The organism is bacterium, from assembly GCA_030655055.1.
GTDB lineage: Bacteria > Edwardsbacteria > AC1 > AC1 > EtOH8 > UBA5202.
This window is the reverse complement of sequence record JAURWH010000223.1, coordinates 1-15451: the sequence shown is the minus strand read 5'-3', so window position 1 is coordinate 15451 and position 15451 is coordinate 1. Positions and strand designations below refer to the sequence as shown.

General features: G+C 53.8%; 22 protein-coding genes and 1 tRNA gene. 14 read left to right on the top strand and 9 right to left on the bottom strand.

Translation table 11 applies throughout. The annotated features are described in order from the left end of the window. The 9 genes from Q7U71_10510 to Q7U71_10470 all read right to left on the bottom strand — a co-directional run. Positions 1-851: ParA family protein (locus tag Q7U71_10510; GenBank protein MDO9392189.1), on the bottom strand; the 851-nt coding region annotated here is incomplete at its 3' end. Continuing rightward, on the bottom strand, positions 841-1380 hold the full coding sequence (locus Q7U71_10505; protein ID MDO9392188.1) for a hypothetical protein: 540 nt from the start codon (positions 1378-1380) through the stop codon (positions 841-843). The genes Q7U71_10510 and Q7U71_10505, both read right to left, overlap by 11 nt. Positions 1381-1506: 126 nt before the next feature. Then, positions 1507-2157: a phosphatidylserine decarboxylase family protein gene (locus Q7U71_10500; GenBank protein MDO9392187.1), complete on the bottom strand. Its 651-nt coding sequence runs from the start codon at positions 2155-2157 to the stop codon at positions 1507-1509. Positions 2158-2304: 147 nt separating this feature from the next. Next, positions 2305-3522 carry a diguanylate cyclase gene (locus Q7U71_10495; GenBank protein ID MDO9392186.1) on the bottom strand — a complete coding sequence of 406 codons (1218 nt, stop codon included), beginning with the start codon at positions 3520-3522 and terminating at the stop codon, positions 2305-2307. 25 nt (positions 3523-3547) lie between these two features. Beyond that, positions 3548-4843 carry an adenylosuccinate lyase gene (purB, locus tag Q7U71_10490; GenBank protein MDO9392185.1) on the bottom strand — a complete coding sequence of 432 codons (1296 nt, stop codon included), beginning with the start codon at positions 4841-4843 and terminating at the stop codon, positions 3548-3550. An 18-nt stretch (positions 4844-4861) separates the two neighbouring features. After that, a complete protein-coding gene (locus tag Q7U71_10485; protein MDO9392184.1) occupies positions 4862-5635 on the bottom strand; it encodes a DNRLRE domain-containing protein in 774 nt (257 codons plus the stop codon). A 53-nt stretch (positions 5636-5688) separates the two neighbouring features. Continuing rightward, entirely contained in the window at positions 5689-6156 is a 468-nt protein-coding gene (locus tag Q7U71_10480) for a dihydrofolate reductase (GenBank protein ID MDO9392183.1), read from the bottom strand. A gap of 2 nt (positions 6157-6158) precedes the next feature. Beyond that, positions 6159-7022: a thymidylate synthase gene (thyA, locus tag Q7U71_10475; GenBank protein MDO9392182.1), complete on the bottom strand. Its 864-nt coding sequence runs from the start codon at positions 7020-7022 to the stop codon at positions 6159-6161. Between the two features lie 137 nt (positions 7023-7159). Then, positions 7160-7795 carry a Crp/Fnr family transcriptional regulator gene (locus Q7U71_10470; protein MDO9392181.1) on the bottom strand — a complete coding sequence of 212 codons (636 nt, stop codon included), beginning with the start codon at positions 7793-7795 and terminating at the stop codon, positions 7160-7162. 186 nt (positions 7796-7981) lie between these two features. Here Q7U71_10470 and ispE point away from each other — a divergent pair, with 186 nt between their 5' ends. The 14 genes from ispE to rpmB form a co-directional block, all read left to right on the top strand. Next, positions 7982-8959 carry a 4-(cytidine 5'-diphospho)-2-C-methyl-D-erythritol kinase gene (gene ispE, locus Q7U71_10465; protein ID MDO9392180.1) on the top strand — a complete coding sequence of 326 codons (978 nt, stop codon included), beginning with the start codon at positions 7982-7984 and terminating at the stop codon, positions 8957-8959. Positions 8960-9031: 72 nt separating this feature from the next. Next, the gene (locus Q7U71_10460) at positions 9032-9340 is read left to right on the top strand and encodes a SpoVG family protein (GenBank protein MDO9392179.1); all 309 of its coding nucleotides are present in this window, start codon (positions 9032-9034) and stop codon (positions 9338-9340) included. Between the two features lie 232 nt (positions 9341-9572). Beyond that, positions 9573-9647: transfer RNA gene (locus Q7U71_10455), tRNA-Gln, on the top strand. Positions 9648-10013: 366 nt separating this feature from the next. Beyond that, positions 10014-10955: a ribose-phosphate pyrophosphokinase gene (locus Q7U71_10450; GenBank protein ID MDO9392178.1), complete on the top strand. Its 942-nt coding sequence runs from the start codon at positions 10014-10016 to the stop codon at positions 10953-10955. A gap of 67 nt (positions 10956-11022) precedes the next feature. Beyond that, the gene (locus Q7U71_10445) at positions 11023-11703 is read left to right on the top strand and encodes a 50S ribosomal protein L25 (GenBank protein MDO9392177.1); all 681 of its coding nucleotides are present in this window, start codon (positions 11023-11025) and stop codon (positions 11701-11703) included. A gap of 15 nt (positions 11704-11718) precedes the next feature. After that, a complete protein-coding gene (pth, locus tag Q7U71_10440; GenBank protein MDO9392176.1) occupies positions 11719-12315 on the top strand; it encodes an aminoacyl-tRNA hydrolase in 597 nt (198 codons plus the stop codon). A 26-nt stretch (positions 12316-12341) separates the two neighbouring features. Continuing rightward, positions 12342-12710: a 30S ribosomal protein S6 gene (rpsF, locus tag Q7U71_10435; GenBank protein MDO9392175.1), complete on the top strand. Its 369-nt coding sequence runs from the start codon at positions 12342-12344 to the stop codon at positions 12708-12710. Between the two features lie 67 nt (positions 12711-12777). Further along, positions 12778-13230, top strand: coding sequence for a single-stranded DNA-binding protein (locus tag Q7U71_10430; protein ID MDO9392174.1), 453 nt, complete (start codon positions 12778-12780; stop codon positions 13228-13230). Between the two features lie 41 nt (positions 13231-13271). Continuing rightward, entirely contained in the window at positions 13272-13673 is a 402-nt protein-coding gene (ssb, locus tag Q7U71_10425; GenBank protein ID MDO9392173.1) for a single-stranded DNA-binding protein, read from the top strand. 42 nt (positions 13674-13715) lie between these two features. Further along, complete coding sequence (gene rpsR, locus Q7U71_10420; GenBank protein MDO9392172.1) at positions 13716-13976, top strand: 30S ribosomal protein S18; 261 nt, start codon at positions 13716-13718, stop codon at positions 13974-13976. 26 nt (positions 13977-14002) lie between these two features. Continuing rightward, positions 14003-14446: a 50S ribosomal protein L9 gene (gene rplI, locus Q7U71_10415; protein ID MDO9392171.1), complete on the top strand. Its 444-nt coding sequence runs from the start codon at positions 14003-14005 to the stop codon at positions 14444-14446. Then, a complete protein-coding gene (locus Q7U71_10410) occupies positions 14428-14901 on the top strand; it encodes a PTS sugar transporter subunit IIA (protein MDO9392170.1) in 474 nt (157 codons plus the stop codon). The genes rplI and Q7U71_10410 overlap by 19 nt, the downstream gene beginning before the upstream one ends. A 17-nt stretch (positions 14902-14918) precedes the next feature. Then, positions 14919-15272: a hypothetical protein gene (locus tag Q7U71_10405; GenBank protein ID MDO9392169.1), complete on the top strand. Its 354-nt coding sequence runs from the start codon at positions 14919-14921 to the stop codon at positions 15270-15272. 35 nt (positions 15273-15307) lie between these two features. Further along, positions 15308-15451, top strand: a 144-nt coding sequence (rpmB, locus tag Q7U71_10400; GenBank protein ID MDO9392168.1) for a 50S ribosomal protein L28, incomplete at its 3' end; no start/stop codon positions are given.

Genomic DNA, 15451 nt, shown 5'->3' with positions numbered 1-15451 from the left:
TGGTTTTCTAAATCATTATATTGATCTTCAATCGGTTGTCTGATAGCTGCAACACGACCTTTGATCCAAGTTTCAATTTCTTGAATAATACTTTCCCCAAATAAAGTTTTAATGGTTTGCATCACAGCAAGTGTATGTTCGTTGCCGTTTTCAAGATCAATTGCCAACCTTCTTCTAGCATAAGCCTTCACTACATCTGCATCCCATGGTATTGGATTAAGATACTTGGCAACTTCCAAAAAGTCACTAAAGGATTTTACAAAATCAGGTAACATTTTATTAAGGAGTACCCACGTTCGAACATATGTAAGATCTTCATGAAGCAACCCTTTCAAACGTTCTACACCAGCAGCCGACATAGGGTCGTATTCGGAGACTATCACGACCTCGTCCGAGATATTTTTAGACATACACACTTGTGCAAATAAATCAGAGCCAGATTGTGCATCCAAAAAGATATAGTGGTATGTACCCCTAAGTATTACTAAATTTGACGACAGGAATGAACTAAATTTATTTAGTGCAGTGTTTTCAGTGTTTTTAAATTTATATGTTGCGGGTATTAAATGTACTCCGTTAGAGAGTTTAACAATGTCACTTTGGGTGTCAAATTCATTTTTATCAAATGCATCAAAGATTCCTATCGGCTTACGATTGGCCGCTATTGCTAATTCACCTTGCGTCAGTACCTCTTTCAAATACAATAGCGTAAGGCCATTTGTCGCTGCATCTGTGTCAATCAACAATACTTTCTTACCTAGTGCAGATAGAAATGCACCAAAGGTAGCTGTAAGCATAGTTTTACCAGAGCCGCCTTTAGCACTTGCCATACAAATAATCTTAGCTGGCATTTGGGCCTCCTTCTAACTGCCTCATTTCCGTGCGTGCTTCAGCTATTTCCATCTTAGCTGCCACTACAATGCTCTGCCCGCCAATTTGATCTACTACACTTTGGAATGCATCAACCCATTGTGTTTGATTGTTTGGATTTGTTTCGGCTAAACTTATTAAACCACGTATTTTGATTTTAAGTGCAGTCAAACGACTATTTTCATGTATCATTTTTTCAATTAGTCTATTAAAAGAAGCTGCATTTTTACACGGGTGGGATTGGTATGCTATATATGCAGCTCTAAACACCATCGTAAGACTTTGGTTGAGTTCGTCTAAACTGTACAGTAAACCTTGTATTTGAGTTTGGTATTCTGCGTTTATATTAACAGAGGCACCTTTGATAGCTTCAATACTACCCCCCGTTTTACCTTTCCAACCCGGAATACAAAGAGGGAACGCATCATCAATGTTTTTGTATATGACTCTTGTTGTCCCATCTGGACATTTTACAACGTAGGTTTTAGAAAATGGCCATTTTATTTTCATACGTTTTCCTCTATTACTTTGCAACAGTAACAAAATTATTAATACTATTTTTTTATTATAGATTTATAGAACTATTGGTATACTTACCCAAACTCCACAGGACTGGGTGGGCGTTGCCAAAGGCAACTATGGCTTCATTTCACCAATTACCGTCACCCCGCCCTTCACCCTGTCCCCCACCTTCACATTGATCTTGGTCCCTAAAGGCAGCATCAGGTCTATCCGGGAGCCGAACTTCATCAGCCCCATCCTCTGCCCGGCGGTCACTGAGTCCCCGAGCTTCGAATAGCAGACCACCCGGCGGGCCAGGATCCCGGCGATCTGTTTCATCAGGATCTTGCCGTAAGGTGTCTCGATCCCTAAATGCATCTGCTCGTTGGCCAGCGAGGCCTTTTCCTCAAAGGCCGGCAGGAATTTCCCCGGATGGTACTGCTGGTATATCACTTTCCCCGTCACCGGTATCCGGTTGATGTGGACGTCCATCGGCGATAAAAAAATACTGACCTGCAAAACCTTTTGTTGGTGGAGAAATGTGTCCTCGGTCTCCCGGACGATCACCACGCGGCCGTCGGCCGGCGAGGCTATCTGCCCCGGCAGAAAACTGCCGCTGCGGGCCGGATCGCGGAAGAAATAGACCATGAACAGGAAAACAATGGAGAAGCCCAGGGTCAAATATAGCAGCAATGGCCCCCGCCAGAACATCCAGGCGGCAAAGGCGGCCAGGGCAAACAACAGAGCTATGATGATGGTGGCAAAACCCTCGGGTGCGATCTTCATGACATTCACTAACAAGTTGAATTTTTTTACAATGGGCTGGCGGACTCAACATGGATTAAATAGACAACCTTACTACTGAATCACTGAAATACTGAAGACACGGAAAGCTTTCTTTTATTCTGTGTTTCCGTGGTAAGGTCCCCGGGTTTACGCTGTTTCTTCGGTGATGTTCTTGATCACCCGGCTGCCCCCCTTTGCCTGGGCTTCCTTTATCTTTTTGGCCGCCGACTCGAACATCTCGGCCATGGTGAACCCGTCGTCGGGAAAGGTCATCACCGCCAGGGTCACGGTCAGGCTCTGAGAGGCGAAGGCCTGGTCGACGTTGGCCAGCGATTCTTCGATGATCTTTTTTATCTTCTCGGCGAACTGCACCGCCTGCACCCGCTCGGTCTCCAGCAGGGCCACGGCAAAGGAGTCCTCGGACATCCGGCAGGAGACGTCGATCTTGCGGACGTACTCGTTAAGCAGGGCGCCCACCTTGGCCAGCACCTTCTCGGAGGCCTGGGTGCCGTTGGCCTGGATGAAGGGCGTAAAGTTGTCCAGGTCCAGCAGGGTGAAGGAAAGCTTGTGCCCGAAGCGCTTGGAGCGCGACAGCTCGGCCTGGGCCCGCTCCTCAAAATAACGCCAGTTGAACAGGTCGGTCATCCGGTCCTTGGTGTACAGCTGGTCAAACATCCTGGCGTTCTCCATGGCCATGGACCCCAGGCTCTGGTAGATCATCAGCATGTTGCGCTCCTCCTTGGCCCGCATGGTTATTTTGCCGATGGACACCAGGCCCAACAGGACATTGTGCTGCACCAGGGGCAGGCACAGCACCGGGGCGATCCCGCTTTCCTTGGTGGTCTCGATATGCTGTTTTATCAGGTTGCTTTCGGTGGCAAAATCCTCCTTGGTCATCACCAGCTTCTTGGCCGCGCAATGCCCCACATAGCCGTCGCCGACCTTGATGTTCAGCTCTTTGGCCGTTCTTTCGTCCAGACCGATCTGGGCGGCGGGGGCCAGCACGTGGCCGTCCTCCACCGGTTTGAAGAAGATCAGCTCTTCGGCGTCGAACAGCTGCTGGGCGATCCTCAGCAGCAGCGGCGGAAGCTTTTCCTGCTCGATGTTCCCGCTTAAGGTCCGGGCCAGCTCCAGCAGCACCATGAACACCCGGCCCCGCTCGTTCTTCTCCTTTTCCAGGTTGGCCATGTTGGATTTCAAATTTTTGACCAGATCGCCCTGGCGCCGCTCATCCGATTGAAGCCGGGCCAGTTCCTCCCGGGCGGCCGTTACATCTGCAGATTTCTTTCCGGCCCCGCCGATGCAGACCAGCCAAAGCACGCCGAACAGGACGGCCAGGCCGAAACCTATTATTGTCATGGACATGAGGTGTCCTCCTGAAGAATGGAACTCACGAGAGCCCTATTCTTTGATATATGTAGTCAACGTTGCGCAGGAATTTTTTGATATTGAAGATCTCTTCCATCTCCGCCGGGCCGATCTTTTGGCTGATATCCCCGTCCTTTAAGGCCAGTTCCTTAAGCGATCCGCCCTGCTCCCAGACCTGCATGGCGTTCCTCTGGACGGCGGCATAGGCCTGTTCCCGGGTAAGACCCTTGTCCACAAGGGCTAAAAGCAGGGCCTGGGAGAAGATCAGCCCGCCCGAGGACTCGATGTTCTTCAGCATCCTCCGGGGGAACACCGTCAGCCCCTCGATCAGCCAGACCGCCTTGTTAAGCATGTAATCCAGGGCGATGGTGCTGTCGGGGATTATCACCCGCTCGGCCGAGGAATGCGAGATGTCGCGCTCGTGCCACAGGGCCACGTTCTCCAGCCCCACCTGGGCGTTGGCCCGGACCAGCCTGGCCAGGCCGCAGATCCTTTCACAGATGATGGGGTTCTTTTTGTGGGGCATGGCTGAAGATCCTTTCTGCCCCTTGGCAAAAGGCTCCTCGGCTTCCCGGACCTCGGTCCGCTGCAGGTGGCGGATCTCCAGGGCTATCTTTTCCAGGCTGGCGGCAACCACGGCCAGGGTGCACAGGTATTCGGCATGACGGTCGCGCTGGACTATCTGGGTGGAGACCGGCTCCGGCTCCAGCCCCAGTTCCCGGCAGACGAACTCCTCAACTTTGGGATCGATATGGGCGAAGGTGCCCACCGCTCCCGAGATCTTGCCGCAGGCCGTCGACCTGACCGCCCGTTCCATCCTGGTTATGTTGCGCTGGTTCTCCTGCCACCACAGGGCGAACTTCAGTCCCATGGTGGTGGGCTCGGCGTGGATCCCGTGGCTCCGTCCCATCATGATGGTATCCTTATGCTCCAATGCCTTCTGCCGGAGCGCCGCTGAAAGCTTTTTCAGGTCTTCCAGTATCACGCCTCCGGCCTCCTTCATCAGCACCGCCCAGGCGGTGTCAAGCACGTCGGACGAGGTCATGCCCAGGTGCACATAGCGCGACGATGGCCCGATATGCTCCGACAGGTTGGTCAAAAAGGCGATCACATCGTGGTGCACCTCGGCCTCTATCTGGTTGATCCTTTCCACCTGGAAACGGGCGTTGGCCTGGATGTTTTTAAGGTCGCCGTCCGGGATATTGCCCAGCTGAGCCTGGGCCTTGCAGGCCAAAAGCTCCACTTCCAGCCATTTCTGGAACTTGTTCTCCTCGCTCCAGATGGCTTTCATCTTGGGAAGGGTGTAACGTTCGATCATCAGCTAAAAGATAAAAAATTATTGTTTGGAATCTTTGGGAACCGGCTTCTTGGCCGGGGGTTCCTTTTCATAAGTCACTTCCAGCACCGGATATAACTGTTCCTTGCCCTGGTACTCCTTGCAGACAAAGTCGCGGTCCACTCCGGAATCTCCCTGAGGATCCAGGACGATGCCGTTGTTGGGCCTTTTGTTGACCATCCAGACCAGGATCATTTTGGTGACATCCCACTCATACCATTTCCCCGCCTGCCCGTAACCAATGGCCCCGCTCAGGGAAGTTGTGCTGAGAGATGCTGCAGTCCAACTGGGTTTGGTTTTCCAGGTGGCCTTCATTTCTTCCCAGGGTTTTGTGATCATCTTAGCGTCTACTTTGGTCTCGGCGGCCGAACCGGCAAAATCGTTGTAAAGTTTGATGACCGCCTTTTTGGCCAGTTTGCCCTTGGGAAGTTTGGAAATGTCAAACTGGAGCAGTACCGCTTTTTTATCGGCGCCGCCGAAACCCAGGAACATCTTGGGAACGGTGATGTCCTTGTCCTTGTCAGTGCGGTCCTTCCAGCCGTAACCCTTGCCGTAGTTGGAATCAGGCCGGAAGGCATAAATCCAAGTGTCTTTAACCACCGGGCAGACTATAGTTTGAGTTTCAATTATTGCCGGTATGACCGGGGTGGTTGTTTCATCCTCAATTTTAACATTGTTGTCCTTTGGCTGGGAAATGCCCTTGGTAGGCATTTGAGCCAGTGACAGTACCGCAACGACCATTGCAAACAGTAAAAGCATGGTAATTTTTTTCATTTCCAGACCTCCCTTAATTTTGGTTTGGTTGTTATTTTAAAACCAAAGTTGTTTTATTTACGCCGGTAAAGGATCTGGGTAAACTCGGGATACTCATTCTTTTCTTTTTCCTGCCAGCAGTTCAGATCGAAATCCGGGAAACAGGTATCGCCGGCATATTCCTGTTTGACCCAGGAGACGAGCATGGCACTTGCCAATGGCAGTGCTTGTTTGTAGATGCTGGCCCCGCCGATAAAAAATATTTTGGACCCAAGGGCTTCGGCCTTTTTTACCGCATCTTCTAAGGCCGGGCAGACAGTTGATCCGGGTATCTCTTTGACCGTGGTGCTGACCACTATATTGTTCCGGCCCGGAAGCGGCTTGCCGATGGATTCAAAAGTGGTGCGGCCCATGATCACCGTACCGCCCAGGGTTATCTTTTTAAAGAGCTTCAGGTCATCGGAAATGTGCCAGGGCATCTTACCTTCCAGGCCGATCACCCGGTCCCTGGTCATGGCCACAATGATTGTTTTTTCAGACATGGTCATACTGCGACGGAAAATTTTATTCCGGGGTGCGGATCGTAGCCTTCCAGTGTGATATCGGAGGCCGTCAGTTCAAAGAAAGGTTTGGTTGCTATCTCAACTAGAGGAAGTTTTCTCGGCTCCCTGGTCAGCTGCTGTTTCAGACCTTCGATGTGATTGGCGTAAATATGGGCGTCGATGATGGTGTGGGCAAACCGGCCCGGCTTGAAACCTGTCTCCCGGGCCATCATCATGGTCAAAAGAGAATAGCAGGCCAGATTGAATGGTATGCCCAGGGCAATGTCACCGGAACGCTGGGTGAGGTGGCAGTTCAGCCGGTCGCCGATGACACTGAAGCAGAAGGTATAATGGCAGGGCGGCAGTTTGCTCTCGGCGGCGTTCCCCGGGTGCCAGGCAGTCACCACCATTCGCCTCCGGTTGGGCGTGGCCGGGTTCTGCTTTATCTCTTTTAAAATGTCAATAATATACCGGATCTGATCAAAGGTCCTGTCACCGGTTTCGGGATCGGTAGAAATCCAACGTGTGCCCCACTTCTCGCCCTCGGCCGCCTGGGAAGGAACGGGGAACCTGCGCCAGAACCTGCCGTAGGCGGTCTCCAGCCGGCCCTCTCCATCGGCCCAGTCGTCCCAGATCCTGGTCTTGGTCCTAAGATCACGGATATGCGCCTGGCCGCTAAGGTACCAGAAAAGTTCGTGCAGCATGGCGTCGAAATTGACCTTTTTGGTGGTAAGCAGGGGAAAACCATTTTGCAGGTCCACCTGATAACTGCAGGCAAAGCAGCTTAATGTATCCACGCCGGTGCGGTTCTTCTGTGCCGTCCCGTTGTCCAGAACATATTTTACCAGGTCCAGATATTCGCGCATTGGTTCAGTCTCTGCAGGAGTTACATCTTACCGGAAAGTTTACTTTACCACTGAAACACGGAAAGCGGAAATTAATAACTTTTCCGTGATCTCTGCCGTACAGTATTTCCGTGGTAAGCCCAGGTGGGGGATCTTGGTCAGGAGGAGAATTTTTCCTTAAGGGTGATGTATCTTAAGTATTCGTCGATATCGTTGAGGCTGGGCATGATCAGCTTGCGGTCCTCGACCTTGATCAGGTTCAGTCCCAAAAGTTTTTTCATGATCTCCTCGGTCTTAAAGGCCTCCATCCCCACCATCCCGCCCAGGGTGGCGTAGTCGTAGGGAAAGTCTATCACCACGCCGTCCGGGGTGCTGGCCCCCCGCTCCTTGGCCATGGATACCAGCATGGCCACCACCCTCCGCATCTCGTCGCGGATCAGCAGGAATTCCACCTGCTTGTTGGTCTCCCGCAGTCGCCGGGACATGGTCTCCAGCACATATGCTATCATGGGGTTGTTCTTGAGCTGGGAATTGAAAGCCTCCCGGTCCACTATCATCAGCTTGGTCTCCTCGATGGCCGTGGCCGCGGCCGAACGGGGACTGCCGTCTATCACCGCCATCTCTCCGAAGAAATCCCCCTCCTTGAGCACCGCCAGGGTCTTCTCGACGGCCCCGGCCGAGCGGGTGATCTTGACCTTACCGGAGCGGATGAGGAACATCTCGTTGCCGGGGTCTCCCTGCTTGAAAAGCAGTTCCCCGGCCTTGAGCGATCTTTCGAATTCCTGCCCAGCCATAAATCTCCTTTTATGAAATCCAGCTGCCGAAACTGACCAAACAGTAAATCTTTCGGGTTTTGGAATTTAGATAATTTTTGGGGTTACTGGTATAATGTCTAAATATACCATTATCAAAAAAATAATTCAAGACTAAAAGTAAAATAAATCTTTAAGTTTGGACGGGAATGTTGTATAATAATTTTCATGCCATCATCCATCATACTAAAAGCCTATGCCAAGCTCAACCTGCACCTGGAAGTGCTGGGCAAACGCCCCGACGGATACCACGACCTGTGGTCAATTTTCCACCTGATATCGCTGCACGACGAGTTGGAGTTTGAGCCGTTGGAGAATGGCCGGATTGTCCTGTCGTGTGATAACCAGCACCTGCCGGTCAACGAAAAGAACCTGGTGGTCAAAGCCGCCCGGCTGCTGCAGGGTTATCTGAAGGGCCATGTCATTCTGAGAAAGACTACCTGTTTACCACCCGAAGAATCATCTGCAGACCCTTCGGTTTGTCAAGCAATATGCCCTACTCAGGGTGACCATCTGCACTATGACAAGCTGCCAGGGGCTAAGATCACCCTTACCAAGAACATCCCCATCGGGGCGGGCCTGGGCGGGGGTTCTTCGGATGCTGCGGCCGCCCTGCTGGGCCTGTCTAAGCTCTGGGGCATGTCACTCGGCGGTCTTGAACTGCACCGGCTGGCACTGGAACTGGGGTCGGACGTCCCATATTTTTTGACCGGCGGCACCGCTTTGGTCACCGGACGGGGGGAGAACATAGAACCATTGACATGGAAGCAGGACTATCATTTCGTGATAGTCTATCCCGGGTTCGGCGTTTCCACCGCCTGGGCCTATAAAAACCTTAAAATATCATTGACAAAAGAGCCGGGATTTAGTAAAATGATTGGTAATGATCTGTCTTTGGGACCAGATCCGGAACAATTGGCAAAATCCCTTGGCAACGATCTGGAAAAAGCGGTCACACCATCGCACCCCCAGATAGAACAGGTCAAACAACAATTGGTCAAAAGCGGCGCCCTGGGCGCCCTGATGTCCGGCAGCGGTTCCTCGGTCTTCGGGATATTTACCGACCCCGGTTCCGCCCGCCAGACCGCCTTAGAACTGAAACCCCAGTGGCCCTGCTGCTTTTACGCCGTCAGCCAGAGATCCTAAAGAAGTTTATCCTAAACTAATACAAAGAATTTTCATCCACCTAGCTATTAACGGACGAAAAGGATAACTTGCATGAAGATCACCGAGATCAGGGTTTCGCTGCGGCAGAAGGACAACGACAAACTTTTGGCCTTTGCCAACGTCACGTTCGACAATGCCTTTGCGGTGCGCGGCATCAAGATCATCCAGGGAACCACCGGACCCTTCATTGCCATGCCCAGCCGGAAAATGGCCGACGGCACCTACAAGGACATCGCCCACCCCATCAACGCCGAGACCCGGCTGATGCTGGAGAAATCGATACTGGACGAATACCACAAGGTGCTTAAGGATGGGGTCTCCCGGCCCGTCGAAACAGAGATCCCGGCCGAAGAGAAATAACACGCTGAAAACCTTCCCCCACTAAAGGTCCAAAAATAGATTTAGTGGGCATATAAAAATAATTGACAGTAGGTCGCTGCGTCACTGGCCATAAAGGTCCAGAGACATCTCCGTGCGGCTTACCAAGCTTGACTCTTTCAAGCGGCCTGGTGTCAATTTTTTATTGCCTGGTTCATTTAGCAAATGATCCCTTAATACGCTTTTCCCAATACCAAGTCCCATGCCACTAAGTTCGGGGGTCGTCCAATTGGTAGGACACCAGCCTTTGGAGCTGAGAACCAGGGTTCGAGTCCCTGCCCCCGAGCCAGACTACGCCATATACAAGCGAATTAAACTAGAGGCTTCGTCTGGCAGGCCAGAACATTTATTTATACTAGGCCACATTATAAATATTACCGGTTAAGTTTTTAGTCCCTTGTCCGCCGAAGCATCTTTTTTCATTGCATTTATCTGCGTAGGCGGACTGCCCCCGAGCCAGACTACGCCATATACAATCAAACCAAGCAAGAGGCTTCCGCCTACGCAAACCTTCGGCGGACAAGCCACCTGGCAGGCCAAGACACCGCCTTATATATACAAATCAAACCAGATCTTCCGCCTGCGCAAAGCTGCGGCGGACAAGCCGTCTGGCAGGCCGGGATAACAGCATTTGTCAATCAATCATTTAATAGATATGCATAACGAAATGAAGATCTTTTCAGGAACCGCCAATCCCGGGCTGACCAAAGATATCTGCAAGGTCCTGCGCCAGCCCATGGGCGACTGCACCATCTGTCATTTTTCGGACGGGGAGCTCCGGGTCAAGATCAACGAAAACATCCGCGGGGCCGATGTCTTCATCGTCCAGCCCACCTTCTCCCCCGGCGACAACCTGATGGAACTGCTGATCATGACCGACGCCGCCAAACGGGCTTCGGCCAAACGGATCACCGCGGTCATCCCCTACTTCGGCTACTCCCGCCAGGAGCGCAAGGACCAGCCCCGGGTTCCCATCACCGCCAAATTAGTGGCCAACCTGATCACCATCGCCGGGGCCAACCGGGTCCTGACGCTGGACCTCCATGCCGAGCCCATCCAGGGGTTCTTCGACATCCCGGTGGATCATCTTTACGCCTCGCCGGTGCTGATCCGCCATTTCATAAAGCACAAGCTCAAGGACCTGGTGGTGGTGTCGCCCGACACCGGCGGCGTGCCCCGGGCCCGGGCCTTTGCCAAGCGGCTGGGCAACGATACCCCCCTGGCCATCATCGACAAAAGACGGCCCGGCCCCAACCGGGTTGAGATCCTTAACGTGGTGGGCGACGTGGCCGGAAAGAACTGCCTGATAGTCGACGACATTATGGACACCGCCCGCACCATCAGCGAGGTGGCCATCATTTTAAAGAAGAACGGGGCCCGGGACATTTACGCCTGCGCCACCCACGGGGTCCTCTCCGGCAGCGCCATAGACGCCCTGAAACGCTCCCCCATCAAGGAGCTGGTGCTTTCCGACACCATACCGCTGACCCCGGAAAAAAAGATATCCAAGATCAAGGTGCTTTCCATCGCCACGCTGCTGGCCGAGGCCATCCGGCGGATCCACCAGGAAAAATCGGTCAGCTCGCTTTTTGTTTAAAGCCGGAAAATGAAATTAAAAAAAGAATTAACCACCAACTAATAGCACAAGGAAAGACAACTGAAAAATGAACGAAGTTAATTTAACAGCTTACCGCCGGGAGGAGACCGGCAAACAGCGGGCCAAAAAGATGCGCCGGGGCGGAAAGATCCCGGCAGTGCTTTACGGGCACGGCCAGCCGGCCCTCTCCATCTTCATCAACTCGGCCGAGCTGATCCCCCTGTTCAAGCTGGCCTCCCACGACAACGTGATCATCAACCTGGAAATGGCCGATGACAAAAAGCAGATGAAGGCCCTGCTGCGCCAGGTGCAGACCGAGCCGTTGAGGAACACCCTGCTGCACATGGACTTTCAGGAGATCCTGCTGACCGAGAAGATCCGGATCAACGTCCCCATCGTCCTGACCGGGGAAGCCACCGGCGTCAAGAACGAGGGCGGCAGCCTGGAGCAGACCCTGCATTCGATAGAGCTTTCCTGCCTGCCCACCGACATCCCGGAGAAGATCGTGGTCGACGTCTCGGGGCTTAAGCTGGGGCAGACCCTGCACATCTCAGACATCAAGCTGGAAAAGGCCGAGTTGCACGGCGCCCCCACCCAGCCGGTGGTCAGCGTACTGGCCCCCAGGGCCGAAGCCGAGCCGGTGGCCGCCGATGGCGCAACAGCCGCGGTCGCTGCAGTAGCCGAGGGTGCCCCCAAGGAGCCGGAACTGGTGGCCAAGAAAAAGAAGGAGGCCGAGGAAGAGGTTTAGGCCTGTCCCTCCCTTATGCTTTCTTCAGCTTCAGAGAAAAAAACGAACATCTGGTGTCTGGCCGGACTGGGAAACCCCGGCCGGGAATACAGCCAAACCCGCCACAACCTGGGATTCATGGTACTGGACCTGCTGGCGGAACAGCTTAAGCTCAGCTGGAAAAGGCGGGCCTTGTATTCCTGCGCCGGCGACAACAAGCGCGGGCTGTTCCTTCTAAAACCCCTGACCTTCATGAACCAAAGCGGGCTGGCCGTGGCCAAGGCCCTCAGCTATCAAAAGATCCCGGCCTCGCAACTGCTGGTGATCTGCGACGACGTCAACCTGCCTCTGGGAAAGATCCGGCTCCGGGCCAAGGGCTCCGACGGAGGGCATAACGGACTGAAGTCGATCATCAAACACTTAAGCAGCCAGGATTTCGCCAGGCTGCGGCTGGGCATGGGCCCGGTCCCCGAATCCCTGGACATGGCGGATTTCGTCCTTTCCAGTTTTGCCAAAGCGGAAAGGGCCGAGGTCGGCTTGGTGGCCGGACTGGCGGCCAAGACCGCCGCTGAAGTGGTCCGGGCCGGAGTGGAGAAGGCCATCATCAACTTAAATAAGCAAAATATATCCTAAACCAATACAAGGGAGTTTAAACAAAATTGAACGCTTACGAAACAGTCATGATCATCGATCCGGCGGTTGATGAGGCCGGAGTGGACAAACAGGTGGAAAAATACTCCGCGCTGATCAAGAACAACCAGGGAGAGATCGTCCTGGTGGAAAAATGGGGCCGCCGCAAAATGACCTACCCCATCAACAGCCGGCGGGAAGGGTTTTACGTCTGCCTCCAGTTTAATTCTCCGGCCGCCCTGCCGGCCGAGCTCAACCGCAACATCCGGCTGGACGAAAGCATCATCCGGCACCTGACCATCAAGGGCCATGTGCCCAGCGCACTGGTGGCGGCCGCCCTGGCCCCCGCTGCGCCCGAGGCGGTCCCCGAAGCCGCTCCCGAAGCTGCCGTCGTCTGATCCGGCGTCCTTTAGTTTTGTAAAATAACCTGATATATAGATTACAATCATTTAAGGATCAAGCATCATGTCAGAATTGCGTTTAGCCGATTTGAACCGTGTTTTCATGGTGGGCCGCCTCACCAAGGACCCCGAGCTCCGGCAGACCACCAATGGGACCAGCGTGGCCAATTTTACCATCGCCCTTAACCGGCGGTACAAAAGCGCCACCGGCGAATGGAAGGATGAAGCCACCTATGTGGGCGTGGTAGCCTGGCAAAAGCTGGCCGAACTCTGCAAGCAGTATCTGGCCAAGGGCCGGGCGGTGCTGGTGGAAGGAAAACTTCAGAACCGCAGCTGGGAGACCGAGGACGGGCAAAAGCGCAGCACCATAGAGATCCGGGCCGACCGGATCGAGTTTTTGGACCGGGAAGGACGGCCTTCCATCGGAGCCGGGACCCCCGGAACGGAATCCAGCCCCGAGCCGGTTCACGGCGAGGAGCCTGCCTTCAGCAAAAGCGATGACGACCTCCCCTTTTAGATCATTCAATAGAACCGTACCAATAACCGGAGCATCATTATATGACCGAGCTTAAGATACCCAATCTGAACCGGGTGCTGCTGGCCGGCCGGCTGACCCGGGACCCCGAGCTGAGATTCACCCCCAGCGGTACGGCGGTCTGCAATTTTTCCATGGCCCTCAACCGCCGTTTTAAGGACCAGGCCGGCAACTGGCAGGACGAGCCCACCTTCGTCAACGTGGTGGCCTGGCAGAGCGCGGCCGAGAACATTGGCAAGCACCTGCACAAGGGCAGCCCGGTGCTGGTGGAAGGCCGTCTGGAGAGCCGCTCCTGGGAGACCGAGACCGGTCAAAAACGGAATTCCCTGGAGGTCCGGGCCGATAACGTCAGGTTTTTGGAGCGCTTCGAATCCACCGCCGCCGCCCCCGGCCCCGAAGAACCCTCGGAATCCCCCGATATCTGAAAGAAACAATAAATATACCCTAAACCATCTTAAAGGATATTCATGAGAGAAACCAGAGAAAGACGAGACCCCAACGCTCCTCCGCGGATCATGCGCCGCAAGGAATGCAAATTCTGCCAGGACAAGTCAGAATTGATAAACTACAAGGACGACAAGAAGCTGCGTCATTTCATGACCGAGCGCGGCAAGATAGTGCCCCGCCGCATCTCCGGCAACTGCGCCAAGCACCAGCGCCTCTTGAACGACGCCATCAAAAGGGCCCGCCACCTGGCGCTGCTGCCCTTCATCTCGGAACACCGTTAATATAATCTTGCAGGAGTGAAATAATAATGAAAGTCATACTGACCCAGGATATACCTTCTTTGGGGACCAAGACCCAGGTGGTCGAGGTCAAGCCGGGCTACGCCCGCAACTACCTTCTTCCCCAGGGCAAAGCCATGCTGGCCGGGGCCGGGAACCTGAAACAGCTGGAACGGAAGATCCAGACCGAGGCCCTCAGCCTGTCCCGGAAGAAAGCGGAAGCCGAGGAGCAGGCCAAAAAGCTCAACGAGGTTTCCTGCACCGCCACCGTCCAAGCCGGCGAGGATGACAAGCTCTTCGGTTCGGTGACCGCCGCCGACATCTCCGAACTGCTGGCGGCCCAGGGCGTCAAGCTGGACAAGCGCAAACTGATCCTGGAACAGCCCATCAAGGTGCTGGGCGTCTATAACATCCCCATCAAACTTCATCCGGAAGTGGAGGCCAATATTAAACTATGGGTAGTGCGCCAATAAGCTTAAGCGGCATACTAAAGCCCGGCCAGATCAGCCTGAATCTTAAAGCCCAGAGCCGCGACGGGATATTAAAGGAACTGGTGGGCCAGACCTCGCTGAACGAAAAGGCCCAGCATATGCTGCTGGTCAATTTGAAGCAGCGGGAGGAACTGGGCTCCACCGGCATCGGCAAGGGCGTGGCCATCCCCCACTGCCGGTCACTGCTGTTGAACTCCCTGTCCCTGATAGTGGGCCGGTCCAAGAACGGCGTGGACTTTGAGGCCATCGACAAGAAGCCCTCCCGGCTGTTCTTTCTGATCATCGCCCCGCCCCACGACCCCCAGAACCAGTACCTGATAGTTTTGGGCAAGATCGCCCAGCTGGCCAAGGGGCTGACCGCCAATGACGCCCTGTTCACGGCGGATACCCCCGAAGATTTCATCCTCCGGATGGACGAACTGGAAAAGAAACTTTAAAAACGGAAGCTGATAAAATGATACACCCCCAACTGGAGTTGCTGGTAACCCTGCACGACCTGGAACTGATGATCAAGGAATCCACCGAAGAGGCCAACAAACAGGAAGCCATGGGTTTTAAGATCGAGGCCAGCCAGGAGCACCTTAACAAAGCGCTGTCCGAGGTTGAAAAACAGGTTGATCCCGAGATCCTGAACCGGTATAAAAAGCTGAAACAGAAATACGGGCGCCCGGTGGTGCCGGTCATCAACGGGGTTTGCTGCGGCTGTTACATCATGATGCCCACCTCCCAGGCCACCAATGTCAAGAGAAACCAGACCATCACCAACTGCGGCAACTGCGGACGGTTCTTATACTGGCCGGCAGTATAGTTTTCATCGTAATATTTTAAACAAGGAGAGATACATTGGGTAACATTTGCGAGATCTGCGGCAAGGGCGTCAGCTTCGGTCATACCATCAGCCACGCCCATAACGTGGGACCCCGGCGCTGGAATCCCAACCTGCATACCGTTCACGCTTCGGTGGCCGGCAAGACCAAGAAACTTGAG

What these genes read in the sequence shown, in the direction of transcription:
- rpsR (MDO9392172.1), top strand. Translation starts at nt 13,716, where the DNA reads ATGAGAGAAACCAGAGAAAGACGAGACCCCAACGCTCCTCCGCGGATC.
- Q7U71_10470 (MDO9392181.1), bottom strand. Translation starts at nt 7,795, where the DNA reads ATGGCTGGGCAGGAATTCGAAAGATCGCTCAAGGCCGGGGAACTGCTT.
- Q7U71_10445 (MDO9392177.1), top strand. Translation starts at nt 11,023, where the DNA reads ATGAACGAAGTTAATTTAACAGCTTACCGCCGGGAGGAGACCGGCAAA.
- Q7U71_10495 (MDO9392186.1), bottom strand. Translation starts at nt 3,522, where the DNA reads ATGTCCATGACAATAATAGGTTTCGGCCTGGCCGTCCTGTTCGGCGTG.
- Q7U71_10410 (MDO9392170.1), top strand. Translation starts at nt 14,428, where the DNA reads ATGGGTAGTGCGCCAATAAGCTTAAGCGGCATACTAAAGCCCGGCCAG.
- Q7U71_10480 (MDO9392183.1), bottom strand. Translation starts at nt 6,156, where the DNA reads ATGTCTGAAAAAACAATCATTGTGGCCATGACCAGGGACCGGGTGATC.
- Q7U71_10485 (MDO9392184.1), bottom strand. Translation starts at nt 5,635, where the DNA reads ATGAAAAAAATTACCATGCTTTTACTGTTTGCAATGGTCGTTGCGGTA.
- Q7U71_10405 (MDO9392169.1), top strand. Translation starts at nt 14,919, where the DNA reads ATGATACACCCCCAACTGGAGTTGCTGGTAACCCTGCACGACCTGGAA.
- Q7U71_10460 (MDO9392179.1), top strand. Translation starts at nt 9,032, where the DNA reads ATGAAGATCACCGAGATCAGGGTTTCGCTGCGGCAGAAGGACAACGAC.
- thyA (MDO9392182.1), bottom strand. Translation starts at nt 7,022, where the DNA reads ATGCGCGAATATCTGGACCTGGTAAAATATGTTCTGGACAACGGGACG.
- ispE (MDO9392180.1), top strand. Translation starts at nt 7,982, where the DNA reads ATGCCATCATCCATCATACTAAAAGCCTATGCCAAGCTCAACCTGCAC.
- Q7U71_10450 (MDO9392178.1), top strand. Translation starts at nt 10,014, where the DNA reads ATGCATAACGAAATGAAGATCTTTTCAGGAACCGCCAATCCCGGGCTG.
- ssb (MDO9392173.1), top strand. Translation starts at nt 13,272, where the DNA reads ATGACCGAGCTTAAGATACCCAATCTGAACCGGGTGCTGCTGGCCGGC.
- rplI (MDO9392171.1), top strand. Translation starts at nt 14,003, where the DNA reads ATGAAAGTCATACTGACCCAGGATATACCTTCTTTGGGGACCAAGACC.
- purB (MDO9392185.1), bottom strand. Translation starts at nt 4,843, where the DNA reads ATGATCGAACGTTACACCCTTCCCAAGATGAAAGCCATCTGGAGCGAG.
- Q7U71_10430 (MDO9392174.1), top strand. Translation starts at nt 12,778, where the DNA reads ATGTCAGAATTGCGTTTAGCCGATTTGAACCGTGTTTTCATGGTGGGC.
- Q7U71_10500 (MDO9392187.1), bottom strand. Translation starts at nt 2,157, where the DNA reads ATGAAGATCGCACCCGAGGGTTTTGCCACCATCATCATAGCTCTGTTG.
- Q7U71_10505 (MDO9392188.1), bottom strand. Translation starts at nt 1,380, where the DNA reads ATGAAAATAAAATGGCCATTTTCTAAAACCTACGTTGTAAAATGTCCA.
- pth (MDO9392176.1), top strand. Translation starts at nt 11,719, where the DNA reads ATGCTTTCTTCAGCTTCAGAGAAAAAAACGAACATCTGGTGTCTGGCC.